Raw genomic sequence first — 16,773 nt, forward strand, 5'->3', positions numbered from 1 at the left:
GCCGCCACCTCGGCGTTCGCGGGTTGGCCGGGTCCCTCCCGTACCCTCGGTGCCATGTCGCTCTACGCCGCCTACGCCGGCAACCTCGACGCGCGGCTGATGAGCCGCCGCGCCCCGCACTCCCCCCTGCGCGGCACCGGCTGGCTGAACGGCTGGCGGCTCACCTTCGGCGGGGAGCAGATGGGCTGGGAGGGGGCGCTCGCCACCCTCGTCGAGGCCCCCCGCCAGCAGGTCTTCGTGGCCCTCTACGACATCGCCCCGATGGACGAGGACTCCATGGACCGCTGGGAGGGCGTCGGGCTCGACATCTACCGGCGGATGCGGGTCCGGGTGCACACCCTCGACGGCGACGAGCCCGCCTGGGTGTACGTGCTCAACGCCTACGAGGGCGGCCTGCCGTCCGCCCGCTACCTCGGCGAGGTCGCCGACGCGGCCGAGTCCGCGGGAGCTCCGCACGACTACGTCATGGAGCTCCGCAAGCGGCCCTGCTGAAAGCGGGACGGCGGCGGATTCGTCGGAAACGACAAGACAACGATCGCATGTCCGTCCGCACTGTCATCTACGCGCGTAGGAATTCTCCGGCTAGGCTTCTTCGGACACGAATTCCGTCCGGGGACACCCCCCTCGGACCCCCTCCCCGAGGCGAGAAGAGCCAGTGAACGCTACTGCCACCCCGTACGAGGCCGCCGAGGCCGCGGCCGCGCGCCTGCGCGAGCTCACCGGAGTCGAGACCCACGACGTCGCCCTGGTCATGGGCTCCGGCTGGGCCCCGGCCGTCGACGCCCTGGGCGCCCCCGAGGCCGAGTTCCCGGTGACCGACCTCCCCGGCTTCCCGCCGCCGGCCGTCGAGGGCCACGGCGGCAAGGTCCGCTCGTACAAGATCGGCGAGAAGCGCGCCCTGGTCTTCCTCGGCCGCACCCACTTCTACGAGGGCCGCGGCGTCGCCGCCGTCGCGCACGGCGTCCGCACCGCCGTCGCCGCCGGCGTGAAGACCGTCGTCCTCACCAACGGCTGCGGCGGCCTCCGCGAGGGCATGCGCCCCGGCCAGCCGGTCCTCATCAGCGACCACATCAACCTCACCGCCGCCTCCCCCATCGTCGGCGCGAACTTCGTCGACCTCACCGACCTGTACTCGCCGCGGCTGCGGGCGCTGTGCAAGGAGGTCGACGAGACGCTGGAGGAGGGCGTGTACGTCCAGTTCCCCGGCCCCCACTACGAGACGCCCGCCGAGATCAACATGGTCCGCGTCATGGGCGGCGACCTCGTCGGCATGTCCACCGTCCTGGAGGCCATCGCCGCGCGCGAGGCCGGTGCGGAGGTGCTCGGCATCTCGCTCGTCACCAACCTGGCGGCGGGGCTCTCCGGCGAGCCGCTGAACCACGAGGAGGTCCTCCAGGCGGGGCGCGACTCCGCGGCGCGGATGGGCGAACTGCTGACGCGGGTGCTGGACCGGATCTGACGCGCCGGGGCGGGCGCGGGGAGGCCGGACCGCCGCGCGGGGCCTCTCCCCCGCCCCGCCCCTTCCCGGAACCGGGGCTCCGCCCCGTTACGCGCCCCCTCCTCCCGGGGAGAAGGAACGGACCCGCTCGAATCCCGTCGTACATCGAGCCGCACACCGAGTCGTACACCGAAAGGCACACCACCGTGACGCAGGACGATCTCCTCGCCCGGGCCCAGGCCTGGCTCGCCGAGGACCCCGACAGCGAGACCCGCGACGAACTGGCCGCGCTGATCGAGAGCGGGGACCGGGCGGCGCTGGCCGCGCGGTTCGCCGGGACGCTGCAGTTCGGCACCGCGGGGCTCCGCGGGGAGCTGGGCGCGGGGCCGATGCGGATGAACCGGGCCGTGGTGATCCGGGCCGCCGCGGGTCTCGCCGCGTACCTGAAGGCGCAGGGGCAGACCGGCGGGCTGGTCGTCATCGGGTACGACGCCCGCTACAAGTCCGAGGACTTCGCCCGGGACACCGCCGCCGTGATGACGGGCGCCGGGCTGCGCGCCGCGCTGCTGCCCCGGCCGCTGCCGACGCCGGTCCTGGCGTACGCCATAAGGCACCTGGGGGCCGTCGCGGGCGTCGAGGTGACCGCGAGCCACAACCCGCCGCGGGACAACGGCTACAAGGTGTACCTGGGCGACGGTTCGCAGATCGTGCCGCCGGCCGACGCCGGGATCGCGGCCGAGATCGACGCGGTGCGGGCGCTGGCGGACGTGCCCCGGCCCGAGGACGGCTGGGAGGTGCTCGGCGAGGAGGTCCTGGAGGCGTACCTGGCCCGTACGGACGCCGTCCTGACGCCCGGCTCGGCGCGCGGCGCGCGGACCGTCTACACGGCGATGCACGGCGTCGGGAAGGACGTCCTGACGGCGGCCTTCGCCCGGCACGGCTTCCCGCCGCCCGCGCTGGTCGCGGCGCAGGCGGAGCCGGACCCGGCGTTCCCGACCGTGGCCTTCCCGAACCCGGAGGAGCCGGGGGCCATGGACCTGGCCTTCGAGGCGGCCCGGGCGGTGGACCCCGATCTGGTCATCGCCAACGACCCGGACGCCGACCGCTGCGCCGTGGCCGTGCCGGACGCCTCCGCCGAGGGCGGCTGGCGGATGCTGCGCGGCGACGAGGTGGGCGCGCTGCTCGCCGCGCACCTGGTGCACAAGGGCGCGCGGGGCGTCTTCGCCGAGTCGATCGTCTCGTCCTCGCTGCTCGGGCGGATCGCCGAGGCGGCCGGCGTGGGGTACGAGGAGACGCTGACCGGCTTCAAGTGGATCGCCCGCGTCGAGGGGCTGCGGTACGGGTACGAGGAGGCGCTCGGCTACTGCGTGGACCCGGAGGGCGTCCGCGACAAGGACGGCATCACGGCGGCGCTGCTCGTCGCCGAGCTGGCCTCGGAGCTGAAGGAGCGGGGCCGGACGCTGACGGACCTGCTCGACGACCTGGCGGTGGAGCACGGGCTGCACGCCACGGACCAGCTGTCGGTGCGGGTGGAGGACCTCGGGATCATCGCGGCCGCGATGGCCGCGCTGCGCGAGAAGCCCCCGGTGCGGCTCGCGGGGCTGACCGTGGTCTCGGCGGAGGACCTGACGAAGGGCACGGAGTCGCTGCCGCCGACGGACGGGCTGCGCTACCACCTGGACGGCGACTACAGGGCCCGGGTGATCGTCCGCCCGTCGGGCACGGAGCCGAAGCTGAAGTGCTACCTGGAGGTCGTGGTCCCGGTCGCCGACGCGAGCGGCCTGGCGGCGGCCCGGGCGACCGGCGCCGAGGTGCTGGGCGCGCTGAAGGCGGACCTGGCGGCGGCCGCGGGGCTGTAGGCCGCGTCTTCGGCAGGGTGGGGCGCGAGGGCCGGTGCGGGTGTTCCCGCACCGGCCCTCGCGCGCTCCGTCCCGCGCCTCAGCCGAAGCGGCCGTTGACGTAGTCCGCGGTGCGGGGGTCGGTGGGCGCGCCGAACATCGTCTCCGTGGGGCCGTGTTCGACGATCGCGCCGGGCGTGCCCTGTTCGGCGAGGAAGAAGGCGCAGGAGTCGGAGACCCGGGCGGCCTGCTGCATGTTGTGGGTGACGATCACGATCGTCACCTCGGACTTCAGCTCGGCGATGGTCTCCTCGACGCGCCGGGTGGAGGTCGGGTCGAGGGCCGAGCAGGGCTCGTCCATGAGGAGGACCCGGGGGCGGACGGCGAGCGCGCGGGCGATGCAGAGGCGCTGCTGCTGGCCGCCGGAGAGGGCGCCGCCGGGCTGCCGGAGCCGGTCCTTGACCTCGTTCCAGAGGCCGGCGCGGGTCAGGCACTCCTCGACGAGGGCGTCCTTCTCCTCGCGGCCGGCCCGGACGCCGCCGAGCTTGAGGCCGGCGAGGACGTTCTCGTGGAGGGACATCGCGGGGAAGGGGTTGGGCTTCTGGAAGACCATGCCGATCTCGCGGCGGGCGTGGGTGATGCGGCGGCCCCGGTCGTAGATGTCGGAGCCGTCGAGGAGAACCCTGCCGGACAGGGCCGCGGAGCCGATGAGTTCGTGCATCCGGTTGAGGATGCGGAGGAAGGTGGACTTGCCGCAGCCGGAGGGGCCGATGAGGGCGGTCACCTCGCGGGCGGGCATGGCGAGCGAGACCCGGTCGAGGACCTTGCGGTCGCCGAACCAGGCGGAGACGGCCTCGGCTTCGAGCGCGCCCGCACGGGTGGCGGCGGCCGGTTCCGCCGGGTCCGGGCCGGGTTTTCCGCCGGGGACGGGCGGCAGGGTGACGGTGTCGGCGAGGTCGGTCACGTTGTCATCAACTCCACGCTTTTCAGAGGAGGTTGGGGAGGAGCCGGGTGAGTTCGCCGGAGACGAGGACGCCGAGCGCGAGGAGCACGGGGACGGCGGCGACCCAGGTCTGGCGCCGTCCCCAGCGGCGGCGGGCGGCGACGGTGAGGAGGGCGGCGAGGAGGAGGGCCTGGGCGCCGAGGAAGACGTTCGGCCAGGCGGCGGGGTCCCCGGCGAGGGCCTTCTCGGCGCCGGTGATCCAGCCGGGCCGCAGCGGGCGTTCGGGGCTGGGCCGCACGTCGGAGAGGAGCTTCGCGTCGACGAAGAGGAAGTTCTCCGGGGTGTACGCGCCGCCGCTCGCCGTGACCAGGGTCAGCCGGCCCTCGCCCGCGCCGGGTGCGGCGAGGGTCGGGTCGCCGGGGCGCCGGACGCCCACCACCTCGTACACCGCCTCTCCCTGACCGGTCGTCACCTCGACGCGGGCGCCGGCCGGCAGCCGGTGCAGGTCGTTGAAGGGGCTGCCGTAGCCCCACTGGCGGCCCATGACCACGGCCTGCCCGGCCTGGCCGGGCAGGGGGGTGTCCCGGCGATGGCCGGGCCCGGACATGAGGACCTGCGAGGTGGTGCCCTCGGCGACGACCTCGCGCAGGCCGAGGACGGGGATGCACAGGAGGGCGACGGGGGCGCCGAGGGCGACCGCCTTGCCGTCGTAGGTCGTCTGCCCCACCGGCGCGGTGCCGAGGGCGAGTTGCTCGCGCAGTTCGTCGTAGGCGGTGGACTGGTCGCGGGCGTGCTGGAGGTGGCCGACGACGGTGAGGTTCGCGGCGAAGCCGATGAGGAGCGCGGCGAGGACGCACAGCGCCGCCCCGGCCAGGCCGAGCCCGGCGCGGGGGGCGGCTGGTGCCGGTGCGGTGGTCACGGCCGGGCGCCCGCCCCGCGGCGGCGGACCGTGAGGACGGTGGCTGCGCCGAGCAGGCAGAGCCCGAGCGCCCCGAGCGCGGCGGAGGCGGCGGAGGCCGCTCCGGTGGCGGCGAGGGTGCCGCCGGAGCCGCCCTGCGGGGAGGTGCCGCCGGAGCCCGTGCCCGTACCGGATCCGGAGCCCGTGCCGGAGCCCGTGTCGCCGCCGGAGCCCGAGCCGGAGCCGGAGTCGCCGCCCGAGCCGGAGCCGGACGCGTCGCCGGTGCCGGTCGAGGTGGGCGTGGGGGTGGCGGTGCCGGTGGCGGTCGGGGTGCCGGCCGTGTCCGTGGGGGTGGGCTCGCCGGTCGGGTCGTCCGTCGGGTCGTCGGTGGGCGTGCCGCTCGGGGTGTCCGTGGGCGTCGGGCCGGTGGTCCGCGTGGAGGTGGGGGTCGGCGTCGGCGTCGGGGTGCCCGTGGGGACCGGCACCGGGTAGAACTCGGCGACCTGCCGGGCGGGGGTGTACGCGGCCGGGTCGGCGGGCGTGAACTGCGCGAGGACGGGCATCGGCGCGGTGAGCGAGTCGTGCATGGTGACGGCGAGTTCCGCCCTCCCGTCGGCGAGGTCCTTCGTGCCGAGCTCGACGATCTCGTCGTCGACGAGGGTGAAGAAGGCGACCGTTCCGGTGGCGGTGGCCGGCTGGACGGCGGCCTTCACCGTGAAGGGGAGGCCGACGGGCGGCTGGGCGACGTCGGAGCTGACCACCAGGTTGGTGGCCTGCTGGGCGACGGCGGCCCAGTTCTCCCCGGTGACCTCGATCATCAGGGAGAAGTACGCGTCCCGGGTCTCGGAGGTCGCCGTCTCGCAGGCGAGCCGCAGCTCGTAGCGGCCGTCCAGGGGCCCGGAGGGCACGAGTTCGCGCAGCCGGTCCTGGAGCGTGGCGTGGCCGGCCCCGGTGACGGGCGCGCCCGACACCGGGGTGGTGCCGAGGGGGCCGCCGGGGACGACCTCGCCGATCGGTGCGGTGAGGGTCGGGTCGCCGGGGTTGACCAGGACGAGGACGCCCTTGGTGTACGGCTCGTCCGCCGACGCGGGCGCGGGGCAGGGCCCGTCGGCCGTGACGGAGGCCAGGCCGGCCGCGACGGTCCCCGAGGACGGGGTGGCCGCGAAGGAGCCGTGCCGGGTGACGGCGGCGGCGGACGTCGAGAGGGCGAGGACGAGCGCCAGGCTGCCGCAGAGGAGGGCGAGGGCCGTGAGCAGGGCCACGGGAGATCTGAGGGGTGCTGCCGGGTTCATGGGTGGTGTTCCTCCGGGGCGGACGGCGGGAGAGGGGACGGGTACGCCGGGGGGCCGGGCACCACGGGGGTGCCCGGCCGGCGTGCGGTCAGGGGAGGGTGCTGATCAGCGCTCGCCCTTGAGGGTGGTGGTGCCGCAGTTGGCGCCGAGGGTGCCGAAGCCGTGGTTGGCGATCGTGGTGGCGGCGGCGCAGACCTTGGAGGTGGAGCCGACGAAGGTGGACGCGACGGTCGCGTTCGTCAGCTTCGGGGTCGGGACGACGTTGTAGACGTCACGGGTGAAGGGGAAGGACAGGTTGAGCGTCTTGTCGGCGTTGCGCGGGGCGACGGAGGCGACGGAGCCGAGGACGGCGGCGCCGCGGCGGTCGGTGACGACGGCCTTCTCCTGGGCGGTGTACTGGGCGACCGAGTACGGGGCGATGTCACCGGCGGTGTCGAGGACGGTGCCGTCGTTCTCCTGGACGCCCTGCGTGACGCAGGAGCCCGGGGTGGTCACGCCGATGGAGGAGAGGAAGTACTGCCGGGTGCCGGAGTTGGCCTGGGGCAGGAGGGGCGTGAGGGCCACGCCGTTGAGGGTGGTGAGGTTGCACTCGTAGACGTCCTTCAGCTGGGCCGCCGTCAGGTTGGCCGGCAGGGCGCTGTCGGAGCGCTTCACCCAGGACACCGCGTCCTTGGCGAAGGGGATCCAGGTCAGGTCCGTGGAGGTGGTGTCGACCGGGCCGCGCGAGGAGCGGGCGAAGTCGAGGCAGCCGGAGTTGGTGTCCACCGCGTTGCGGAGGGCGTCGATGCCGGCCGAGGAGCCGTTCGGGCGGTTGATGACACAGCCGGTGGTCTTGGTCTTGATCGTGGCCGTGCCCGTGGCGTTCCAGGAGGCGATGATCTTCTGGTTGAAGGCGTTGACGACGACGTCGCCGAGGCCGTTCAGGACGTCCTGGGTCGTGTCCGAGCCGACACCCGCGAGGGTGCGGTACTGGGTGACCGGGTTGGGGTCGGCCTGGGCCGCCGGGGCGAGGACGGCACCGAGACCGAGGGCGGCCACAGCGAGAGCGGCACCGGTACGAGCGCGGGACTTGACGTTCACTTCTGCTCCTCCGTGGAAACGGATTTCATGGAATGGACGCACAAGCAGGATCCGGATTCTCATTTTCCGGCCGGTCCGTCGACCGGCCGGGGACAACAATTCCGTAAGGGCGGATCCGGGGACCACCACGTTCAGTCGCTTTTCAGGTTACGAATTCCTGTCCTAGGTGGATCCGCGGGGGTCGCGCGGCGGCCCGCGAATCCGAGGAGGGCGGGTCCGGCGACGGCGGCGGCGCCGCCGGCGGCCAGCACGCCGAGGAGGGCCCAGCGGATCGGGCCGAGGAGTTCGGAGGGGGTGGTGCCGGTGGTCGCGGCGAGCTGCGGCCCGGCGCTCCCGCCGGCCCCGCCGCCCGCGCCGGACGCGCCCGCGGACGGGCCGCCCGGCGGGGCGGAGGACGGCGTCCCCGTCCCCGTGCCGCCGCTGCCGGAGCCGGAACCGTCGCCGGAGCCCGTGCCGGGGTCGCCGCCCCCGCCGGTGCCGGAGCCGGTGGCGGAGCCGCCGCCGGTGGTGCCTCCGGAGCCGGCGCCGTCCGGGTCCGGGTCGCCGCCCCCGGGGCCGGGCGCGGTGGCCGGGCCGCCCGTGGTGGTGCCCGGGGCGGGCGGCGCGCCGCGCTCCAGCCGGTCGGCGGCGACCGCCGCCTGCGCCTTGAGCTTCGGCGGCATCGGCGCGTAGCCGAGCGGCAGTTCGCCGGGGGCGACGCCCTGCTTCTGGCCGGGTCCCGCGGCGTAGCGCATCACCCGCGCGTAGTCCTTGCGGGCGTCGGCGGGCAGGCCGGTGGAGGCGACGGCGTAGGCGATCACCGTGAGCGGGTAGGCGGTCTTCCGGGCACCGGCCGGGTCGGGGGCGAGGACGCCGGGCACCGGCGACCGTCCGGCCTGGTCGACGGCGGCGAGCATGGCGGCCGTCGTGGGCAGGACGTAGGTGCCGTCCGCGTTCGGCAGGGCGGCGACCTGGAGCTGGTAGCGGGCGGCCGACGCCGCGTCGGTGAGGCCGTAGGCCCGGCGGGCGCCGGGCAGGACGTCGGCGGTGACGAGCTTCAGGTCGCCGGAGAGCGGGTCGAGGACCGCGTCGTCCTTGGAGCCGTTGGTGCCCCGCCGGACCCACCGGGCGACGTCGTGCATGTCGCTGGCGTACGGGGAGCGGTCGAGGAGTCCGTAGGCGAGGTGCTTCTCCCCGGTCGCGTCGGTCAGCTCGGTGAGGGTCGGGTCGGCCTTGGGGAATTCGTCGGTGCCGGCCGTGGCGAGCGCGAGGTCCTTGAAGTAGGAATTGACCTTCATTCCCCAGGGGTCGGGCGTCCCTTCGAGGAAGGCGCGCGCGTCCTTGTCGCCGCTCAGGTATTTCCAGACCACCCGGACGACGTCCGAGCGTTCGGCGGAGAGGAGAATTCCGCCGGGATAGTTCATGACGGACTGGGGGGTCCGCTCGAATTCCGGGTTCAGCTTCAGGAATTCCGGGTCCTTGACGATGGACTCGGGATTGCCCTTCAGGTGGTCGGGGGCGGGCGCCTTGTCGGTGAGCTCGCGCACGTCGTAGGGGTACGAGGCGGTCAGCAGCTTCGCCAGGAGCCGCGGGTTGAGCCGCAGGTCCTTCACGAGCCCCATCCGGTCGGCCTCCCAGTAGAAGCCGACGGTGAGGGCGCTGACGGCCACGGGGGCGTGCACGAAGCCCGTCTTCCCGCCCTCCCCGACGGGTTCGACGGTGAAGCCGAGGCCGGGCGAGGTGGACGTCGGGGCCAGCAGGCCGGAGCGGGTCAGTTCCTCGCCGCGCTGGGTGAAGGTGAAGCGGGTGGTGCCGCCGGAGCAGAGGGACGCCTGCCAGGAGGTGATGGCGTCCGTGACCAGTTCGGAGCCGCTGGTGCGGCGTTCGGCCTTGTCCGTGGGGCAGGGGTCGCCGACGGGCAGGAAGCCGAGGGGGAAGACGATCCGCTGGTTCCAGTGGGTGGTGGACAGCGGCGAGGTGTGCGGGCGTCCGTTGTTGCCGGCCGAGCCGTCCGGCTCGTGGGAGCCGCGGGGCACCACGACGAGCCAGCACTTCCGGCCGTGCGCCGCCGCTCCGGTGCCCACGGGGTCGCCGCAGCCGAGGTGCGGGGCCTCCCGGGTGGTCTGGAGGTTGAAGGCCGCCTCGCCCGTCCCGTCGACCTGGGTGCGGGCGAACGCCTCCTCGTTGGTGTCGCCGGGGTTGAAGTAGGTCCAGTCGTTGAGCGAGGTCGTGGCGGGACCGGAGACGGGCGTGAAGGGGACGAAGGGATCGGTCGTCTGCCCGGGGACGCCGGGGTACGGGATGGGCTCGTCGTACTGCGTCTCCAGCGGGTCCGAGCCGACGGGGATCAGCCGCTGGGCGATGAACGACCCGTAGTTGCCGTTGCCGGGGCCGATGCGGGAGGCGCCGTACTGGCACTGCTCCCGCTTCGGGCCCGCCGGGTCGTCGCCCCAGCACTGCATGATCTGGAGGTAGTCGGTGGCCGTGCCCTGGGTCGGCTTCCCGCCCTTCCAGGTGATCCGCAGGCCCTGGGCCCGCAGGTTCTCCGTCTGGTGGACGGTCACTTCGAGGCCGGAGAAGTCGTCGTGCGGCCCCTTGGTGCCGCGCAGGGTGACGGCGGAGCCCGCCGGTTCCGCCGCGGCGGCGGGCGGGTCCTGGGGCAGCGGGAGCAGGGCGAGCACGAGGGCGGCGAGGAGGGCGGCGAGGCCGCCCGCGCGGGCGCGGTTCCGCTTCATCGGGCGTCTCCCCCGCGGTCGGCGCGGTGCGCCATGAGGCGGCCGAGGAGGGGCGGGGCGACGACGGTGGCGAGGAGCAGGAGGGCGGAGAGGGCCATCAGCAGGCCGCGCAGGCCGGCGCCCGAGTCGGCGGCGAGGGTGACGGGGGTGCCGACGACGGGGTTCCCGGCGAAGCCGCCTCCCCCGCCGGCGGAGCCGTCGCCCGCCGTGCCTCCGGCTCCGCCGCCTCCGGCGGTGCCGTTCGCGATGACGTCCCCGGTGTCGGGGTCGACGGCGGTCCCGCCGGAGCCCCCGGTCCCGGAACCGCCCGTCGCGGACGAACCGCCGGAGCCGGTGCCGCCGGTACCGGAGGCGCCGGTGCCGGTCGCGCCGGTGGAACCCGTACCCGTGCCGCCGCCCGTGCCGGTACCGCCCGTCGTGGCGCCGCCCTGGGCGGAGCCGCCCGGGCCGCCCGGACCGCCGGAGCCCGGACCTCCGGACGCGGTGGAGCCGCCGGATCCTCCCGGGGCGGAACCGCCGGAGGTGCCGCCGCCGCCGACGACCTGGGTCGGGGTGTTCCTGGCGCCGCCGGTGCCGTCGGGGCACTGCTGGGCGCCCTTCTTGTCGCACGCCTTCGGGCGCGGGGCGTTCCTGGCGAGGGTGTTGGTGCCGTCGGCGGAGAAGGTGGGGTTGCGGCAGGAGGAGAGGTCGACGGCCCCGGTGGGGGCGCCGGGGATGCGGCGGACCTGGTCGAAGCCCGCCTGGACGAGGTTCTTGGGCAGCGGGGAGTAGCCGAGCTCCTCGGCCTGCTGCTGGCCCTCGCAGAGGAAGTAGCGGGCGAAGGTGCCGAGCGAGCGGCCCTTCTCGGTGGTGTGCGGGGCGGTCTCGGAGGTGGGGACGACCATGTAGCTGTAGCTGGAGAGCGGGTAGGCGCGGGTGTCGTCCGAGCGGTAGACGTCGTCGAGGATCTGGGTGAGGTAGTTCGCCGACGAGCGGTCCGTCTCGATCCGGGCCCTCAGGAGGGCGACGGCGACGGCCTGGGCGGTCGGCTCGACGTAGTGGCCGGAGCGGTTGAGGACCTTGACGACCGGGAAGCCGGCGTTGACCGCGTACGAGTACTCGACGTAGGTGATCGCGCCCTCGCCCTGCGGCTGGCGGACGTGCGCCGAGACGCCGAGCGAGCCGGACTTGGCGACGGTGGTGGTGCCGGGCACGACGGGGAAGTACGAGGTCATGCCGCAGGGGGTGGAGCGGCCGGCCCGCCGGCAGTAGTCGTCCCAGGTCCCGCCGTTCTCCTTGGCGAGCCAGGTGGTGAACTGGGCGGTGGTGCCCGAGCCGTCGGAGCGGACGACGGGCACGATCCGGCGGGCGGGCAGCACCAGGCCGGGGTTGTCGGCCTTGATCTCGGGGGCGTTCCACATGGTCAGCCGACCGGTGAAGATCTGCGCGAGGACCGGGCCGGAGAGGCGCAGGTTGGTGACCTGGCGGCCGCCGATGCGGAGGTTGTACATGAAGGCGGTGCCGCCGGCGACGATCGGCATGTAGGCGTAGCCGCGGCGCGGCGGCACGTCGGTGGCGCCGCCGTCGGTGAGGCCGTACGGGATCTCGGAGACGGCGAAGTCGACGGTGCCGTTCTTGAACTGCTCGCGGCCCTGCGAGGAGCCGTTGGCGTTGAAGTTGACGGTCAGGCCGATGTTGGCGCCGATGTTGCGCCGCCACTGCTCGACGGCGTTGGAGCTCCAGGTGGAACCGGAGCCGGTGATCTTCGTGTAGCCGGCGGCCTGGGCGGCGGGCGGGCCCGCCAGGAGGGCGAGCAGCGCGCAGAGCACGGTGCCCAGGCCCAGGAGGGTGCGGGCGAGCGGGACGGGCGATCTCACGACGTGCTCCTCGGAGTTGCGGGTCGGATGCGGGCTCCGCCGGGGCCGGCCGCGGCGGCGATGCGGGCCGCGTCCGCCCGGGAGGCCGCCGCCCGGCGCCTTTCCTGACGCTTCGTCAACTGACCGGGTCCGCGCCCGCCCGCGACGCGCGCGAGCACGAAGAGCAGCAGGACGAGGAGCATCAGCACGGCGGCGGTGCCGAAGCCGCGGGCGATCATGTTCGGTTCGGGCGACTTGACGAGTTCGAAGGTGGCGAGCGGCAGGGAGACCTGGGCGCCGGAGGTCGGCAGCGCGTTCAGCTCGGCGGTGAAGCCGGCGGTGAGCAGCACCGGGGAGGTCTCCCCCACCCCGCGCGCGGTGCCGAGGATGACGGCCGTGGTGAGGCCGGAGCGGGCGGTGGGCAGGACGACGTGCCGGACCGTGCGCCAGCGCGAGGCGCCCATGGCGTACGAGGCCTCGCGCAGGGTGCCGGGGACGAGCCGGATGACGACGTCGGAGGCGCGGATGATGATCGGCAGCATCATCACGGAGAGCGCGAGGGCGGCGGCGAGGCCGGAGCGCTCCATGCCGAGGGCCAGGACGACCGTCGCGTAGATGAAGAGGCCGGCGACGATCGACGGCAGCGCGGTCATCGCCTCGACGATCGTGCGGACCAGGCGGGCGAAGGGGCCGGGGACCTCGTTGAGGAAGACGGCGCAGACGACGCCGGCGGGGACGGTGAGGACGAGCGCGATGCCGACCTGTTCGAGGGTGCCGACGACGGCGTGCAGGACGCCGCCGACGTCGAGCGGCTCCAGGGGCCCGGCGAGGCTCATGTCCTCGGTGAAGAAGTTCAGGTGGACGAGGGCCTTGCGGCCCTCCCAGAGGGTGAAGGCGACGACGAAGACGAGGACGGCGAGGAGGACGAGTCCGAGGGTGCGGACGACCACCCCGGCGACCCGGTCGCGCACGGCGGGACCGTCCTCGTCGAAGGAGACCAGCAGGGCGTAGAGGCCGAGGAAGAGGGCGTACGCGACGAGGACGAAGCCGACGGTGCCGCTGAAGGGCAGCAGCCGGGCGAAGAGCAGCCAGGTCAGGGCGAGCGCGGCGGCCGCGGCGCCGAGGACGGCGTACACGTCGGAGGCGCGCACGGCGCCGGTGGCGCGGCGCCGTTCGGGCCCGGCCGGCTCGGGCCGGCCGGCGGGCGGGCGGAGCCGGGGCCGCTCCGGGGCGATGGTCATCGGTACGGATCCCCCTCGGGAGGTACGGGAGGTACGGGACGGGCGGGAGGCGCGGAGGCCACGGGAGGTACGGACGGGTGGGAGGCGCGGGAGGTGCGGCGGCCCGGCGGTGCGGCGGCGGCCGGTGTGCCGTCACGCGTCGCTGGAGGCACCGGAGCGGCTGCGGGCGACGATCGACGAGGCGGCGAAGTTGACGATCAGGGTCATGACGAAGAGCGCGAAGCCGGCCGCCATCAGGGCGGACATGCCGAAGGCGGTGGCCTCGCCGTAGCGCAGGGCGATGAGCGAGGAGACCGAACTGGTGCCGGTCTGGAGGACGTGCCACTGGATCGTGAAGACCTGCGAGATCACCATGTAGACGGCGATGGTCTCGCCGAGGGCGCGGCCGAGGCCGAGCATGGTGCCGCCGATCATGCCGCCCTTGCCGAAGGGCAGGACGACGGAGCGGATCATCCCCCAGCGGGTGGCGCCGAGGGCGTACGCCCCCTCCCGCTCGCCCGCGGGCGCCTGGGAGAAGACCTCGCGCATGATCGAGCAGATGATCGGCGCCACCATCATCGCGACGACGAGCCCGGCGACGAAGGTGGAGGAGGTGTAGACGGTGGGCGGGGCGAGCGGGTCGTCGGGGTCGGCGCCGTCGACGCGGAGGAAGGGGATCCAGCCGAAGTACGTCGAGATCCAGCGGGCGATCGGCAGGATCGACTCCTCCAGCCAGAACACCCCCCACAGGCCGTAGACGACCGAGGGCACGGCGGCCATCAGGTCGACGGTGGAGATCAGGGTGCGGCGCAGCCGGGGCGGGGCGTACTCGGAGATGTAGAGCGCGGCGCCGGTGGCGAGGGGCACGGCGACGACGATCGCGACGAGGGCGATGAGGACCGTGCCGAGGAGGACGGCGGCGATGCCGAAGTTCCCCGCGTCGGGCTCCCAGTTCTCGGTGGTGAGGAAGGAGCCGCCGGCCCGGTCGAGGGCCTGGCGGGCGCGGTGCAGCAGGAAGCCGCCGACGAGGAGCATCACGGCGAGGACGAGGCCGCCGCCGGTGCGGGCGACGCCCCGGAAGACCCGGTCGGCGGGGCCGGGGTCGGCGTACAGCCGCCTCGGCGTGTCGGTCCGGTCGCCGGGCCGCGCGTCGGTCCGGTCCCCGGTCCGTCCGTCAGGGGCGCCGGGGGCGCCGGACGGCGCGGTCGTGTCGGTGGTGCCGGTCGTGTCGGTCGTCACGACGAGGACACAAGTCCTGCCCGGTGGCCGGGTGGGCCACTCGATGTGAACGAGGGGCGCCCGAGAGGCAACTTCCGTTCACAATAAGGCAGTTGATGCCCAATGGGCGGCCTCGGCGGCCAGCAGCGAACGGAAGCGGTCATAGGCGGAGCGGCAGGTGGAGTGACGCTCGTAGGCGCGTCCGGAGAGGGCGGCGGTGTGCCCCTCGGCGTCGCGCAGCAGCCAGACCCAGCCGTTGCCGCCCGCCGTGTGCTGCACGCCGCCCCCCATGGTGGCGTGCTCCGCGCACAGCGCGGCGAAGGCGGTCCGGCAGGCGGCGTGGTCGGTGAAGCACTGCCCCGACCGTGCCACCACCCGCCCGTTCTGCGCGACGAGCCGCCAGCCGTAGCGCCCGTCGGCTCTGACGTCGACCAGACAGCGCGTTCCGGACACACCGGTGTCCTTGGTCATTGCCCCCACCCCCACAGTCTCGGCACGGGCAATCTATTGACGCCGCCCGGATCGTTGGGCGCTAAACCATCCGCCGGGGACATGCTTCACCCCGCCGTTGCCCCTAGGACACCGGCGGGGTGAGGAGGAGGCGGAGGGTCCGGGAGCGGAGGCCGGCCGGGCCGGCGGCGGCTCGGCCGCCGACGTCTCGACCGGCGGCGGCTCAGCCGGCGGAGGCTCAGCCCGCGGCCGCTCAGCCGGCGGCGGCTCAACCCTTGACGGCTCAGCCCGTGGCGGCGAGGACCACGAAGAGGACCAGGCCGACCACGGCCGGCGCGATGATCTCGTACGCCCAGCGCACCTGGGCCTCGCCCTGCGCCCCGGCCCGGCCCGCGTACCGCTCGGACATCTCCCGCAGGTCGGCCACGGTCCGGTCGCCGGGCGCGACGCGCGCCCCGCTGTCGCGGACGTCGGCGCTGACGGACGTGCGGCCGAGGGGGTCGTCCTGGGAGGCGCGGGCGGCCTGGCGCGCGGCCTTCTTCCGCTGCCGCAGCGAGACGGGCACGGCCCACAGCTGGTAGGTGGCGCCCGCGTGCGTGAAGACCTCGCTGGAGTAGCCGGCCCGGAGGTCGGCGACGGCCGCCCACGGGAGCAGGATCGAGCGGAAGGGGTTGCGGATCCGGAGCCGGTCCTCGTTCGCGTAGACGGCGGGCCGGAGGGTGAAGGCGATGATCAGCGGCACGACGAGGACGAGTCCGGCGAGCGCCAGCCAGGGCGCCCGGCCCTCGCCGCGGGTCAGCGCGTCGATCACGAAGACGAGCACCAGGGCGAGCAGGAAGACGCCCGCCGCGATGCCGGCGTTGGAGCGGAAGACACGGTCGTCGGAGGTCGGCTCGGGGTCCGGCTCGCGGTTCGGCTCGGAGGGTGCGGGGCTCGTCATGCCGCCGATTCTGCCTCAGGAGCCCCGCAGGGACCCGGGCACCCCGCGCGTGACGTCCACGACAGACGCGCACGGCAGGCGTCCGTGGCGGGCGTCCGGACGGGCCAGGACCCTCAGGCGGGGCGGACGGCGGCGAGGTCCGCGTACAGGATGATGTTGTCCGGCCGGTGGCCGTCGACGATCTCGCCGCCGCAGGTGATCACGCGGAGTTCGGGGCGGCGGGTGTCGCCGTAGACCTTGGCCGTCGGGAAGGCGTCCTTGTCGACCTGCTCCAGCTCGCGTACGCGGAAGACGGCGGTGGTGCCGTCCGCGCGGGTCACGGCGATCTCGTCGCCGACCCGGACCCTGGCGACGTCCTTGAGCACGGCCGGTCCGCGCGCGGTGTCGAAGTGCCCGATGAGGACGGCGGGGCCGGTCTCGCCGGGCGTGACGCCCTTCCCGTACCAGCCGATCCGGTCGGCCTGCGCCACCGGGGGCACCTCGACGGTGCCGTCGGCGTTCAGCCCGAGCTCCATGACGTCCCGCGCGTCCACGACGGCCGAGGGCAGCCGGACGCGGACGGGCAGCGAGCGGGCGAGCGGCTTCACGGCGGAGGCGGAGGCGGCGGGCGGGGCCGCGGCCGACTCCACGATCCGGGCGGGCGGGGTGGCTGCGGGCCCGTCCCCCGCCGCGCACCCCGAGAGCGCGAGGAGCACGGCCGCGCACAGGGCGGCGGAGACGGAGGCGGAGCGGTGGTGGTGGTGGTTCACGGGCGGGACTCCGGCGGCGAGACATCAGGACGGCGGGGAGGACGCGGTACGGCGAGGAGCACCGTGCGGCGAGGGGCGGTACGGCGGCCGGCCGGCCGTCACGGGGTGGCGACGGCCGGCCGGGCCGGGATGGGGCGGGACGCTCCGGGCTCGGGTCA

Annotated in this window: 14 protein-coding genes; 3 read left to right on the forward strand and 11 right to left on the reverse strand. The window is 74.7% G+C overall.

Annotated elements, in window-relative coordinates; genetic code table 11:
• Positions 1–54: 54 nt before the first annotated feature.
• The 3 genes from IE326_RS07555 (at position 55) to IE326_RS07565 (ending at position 3,297) form a co-directional block, all read left to right on the forward strand.
• The gene (locus tag IE326_RS07555) at positions 55–492 is read left to right on the forward strand and encodes a gamma-glutamylcyclotransferase family protein (RefSeq protein ID WP_030761817.1); all 438 of its coding nucleotides are present in this window, start codon (positions 55–57) and stop codon (positions 490–492) included.
• Positions 493–655: 163 nt separating this feature from the next.
• Entirely contained in the window at positions 656–1,459 is an 804-nt protein-coding gene (locus IE326_RS07560) for a purine-nucleoside phosphorylase (protein WP_150231078.1), read from the forward strand.
• Positions 1,460–1,644: 185 nt separating this feature from the next.
• Complete coding sequence (locus IE326_RS07565) at positions 1,645–3,297, forward strand: phospho-sugar mutase (RefSeq protein ID WP_190041126.1); 1,653 nt, start codon at positions 1,645–1,647, stop codon at positions 3,295–3,297.
• A 79-nt stretch (positions 3,298–3,376) separates the two neighbouring features.
• On the opposite strand, the gene IE326_RS07570 is transcribed toward IE326_RS07565, so the two are convergent.
• The 11 genes from IE326_RS07570 to IE326_RS07620 form a co-directional block, all read right to left on the reverse strand.
• Complete coding sequence (locus IE326_RS07570; RefSeq protein WP_229915238.1) at positions 3,377–4,240, reverse strand: phosphate ABC transporter ATP-binding protein; 864 nt, start codon at positions 4,238–4,240, stop codon at positions 3,377–3,379.
• Between the two features lie 22 nt (positions 4,241–4,262).
• Positions 4,263–5,138, reverse strand: a complete 876-nt coding sequence (locus tag IE326_RS07575; protein WP_190041127.1) for a sortase — start codon at positions 5,136–5,138, stop codon at positions 4,263–4,265.
• Complete coding sequence (locus IE326_RS07580) at positions 5,135–6,409, reverse strand: hypothetical protein (protein ID WP_190041128.1); 1,275 nt, start codon at positions 6,407–6,409, stop codon at positions 5,135–5,137. Before IE326_RS07580 ends, IE326_RS07575 begins: the two co-directional genes overlap by 4 nt.
• Before the next feature lie 105 nt (positions 6,410–6,514).
• Positions 6,515–7,489: a substrate-binding domain-containing protein gene (locus tag IE326_RS07585; protein ID WP_170313863.1), complete on the reverse strand. Its 975-nt coding sequence runs from the start codon at positions 7,487–7,489 to the stop codon at positions 6,515–6,517.
• Positions 7,490–7,620: 131 nt separating this feature from the next.
• On the reverse strand, positions 7,621–10,203 hold the full coding sequence (locus IE326_RS07590) for a hypothetical protein (protein ID WP_190041129.1): 2,583 nt from the start codon (positions 10,201–10,203) through the stop codon (positions 7,621–7,623).
• Complete coding sequence (gene pstS / locus IE326_RS07595) at positions 10,200–12,059, reverse strand: phosphate ABC transporter substrate-binding protein PstS (RefSeq protein WP_229915239.1); 1,860 nt, start codon at positions 12,057–12,059, stop codon at positions 10,200–10,202. The genes IE326_RS07590 and pstS overlap by 4 nt, the downstream gene beginning before the upstream one ends.
• A complete protein-coding gene (pstA, locus tag IE326_RS07600) occupies positions 12,056–13,279 on the reverse strand; it encodes a phosphate ABC transporter permease PstA (protein WP_150231069.1) in 1,224 nt (407 codons plus the stop codon). The genes pstS and pstA overlap by 4 nt, the downstream gene beginning before the upstream one ends.
• A gap of 132 nt (positions 13,280–13,411) precedes the next feature.
• On the reverse strand, positions 13,412–14,497 hold the full coding sequence (gene pstC, locus IE326_RS07605; protein ID WP_229915240.1) for a phosphate ABC transporter permease subunit PstC: 1,086 nt from the start codon (positions 14,495–14,497) through the stop codon (positions 13,412–13,414).
• A 78-nt stretch (positions 14,498–14,575) separates the two neighbouring features.
• Positions 14,576–14,929, reverse strand: a complete 354-nt coding sequence (locus IE326_RS07610; RefSeq protein ID WP_190041130.1) for a DUF1508 domain-containing protein — start codon at positions 14,927–14,929, stop codon at positions 14,576–14,578.
• Between the two features lie 280 nt (positions 14,930–15,209).
• Positions 15,210–15,866, reverse strand: a complete 657-nt coding sequence (locus IE326_RS07615) for a PH domain-containing protein (protein ID WP_190041131.1) — start codon at positions 15,864–15,866, stop codon at positions 15,210–15,212.
• Positions 15,867–15,979: 113 nt separating this feature from the next.
• On the reverse strand, positions 15,980–16,615 hold the full coding sequence (locus tag IE326_RS07620) for a class F sortase (RefSeq protein ID WP_190041132.1): 636 nt from the start codon (positions 16,613–16,615) through the stop codon (positions 15,980–15,982).
• Positions 16,616–16,773: the final 158 nt, after the last annotated feature.

The organism is Streptomyces filamentosus, assembly GCF_014654895.1.
Lineage (GTDB): Bacteria > Actinomycetota > Actinomycetes > Streptomycetales > Streptomycetaceae > Streptomyces > Streptomyces filamentosus.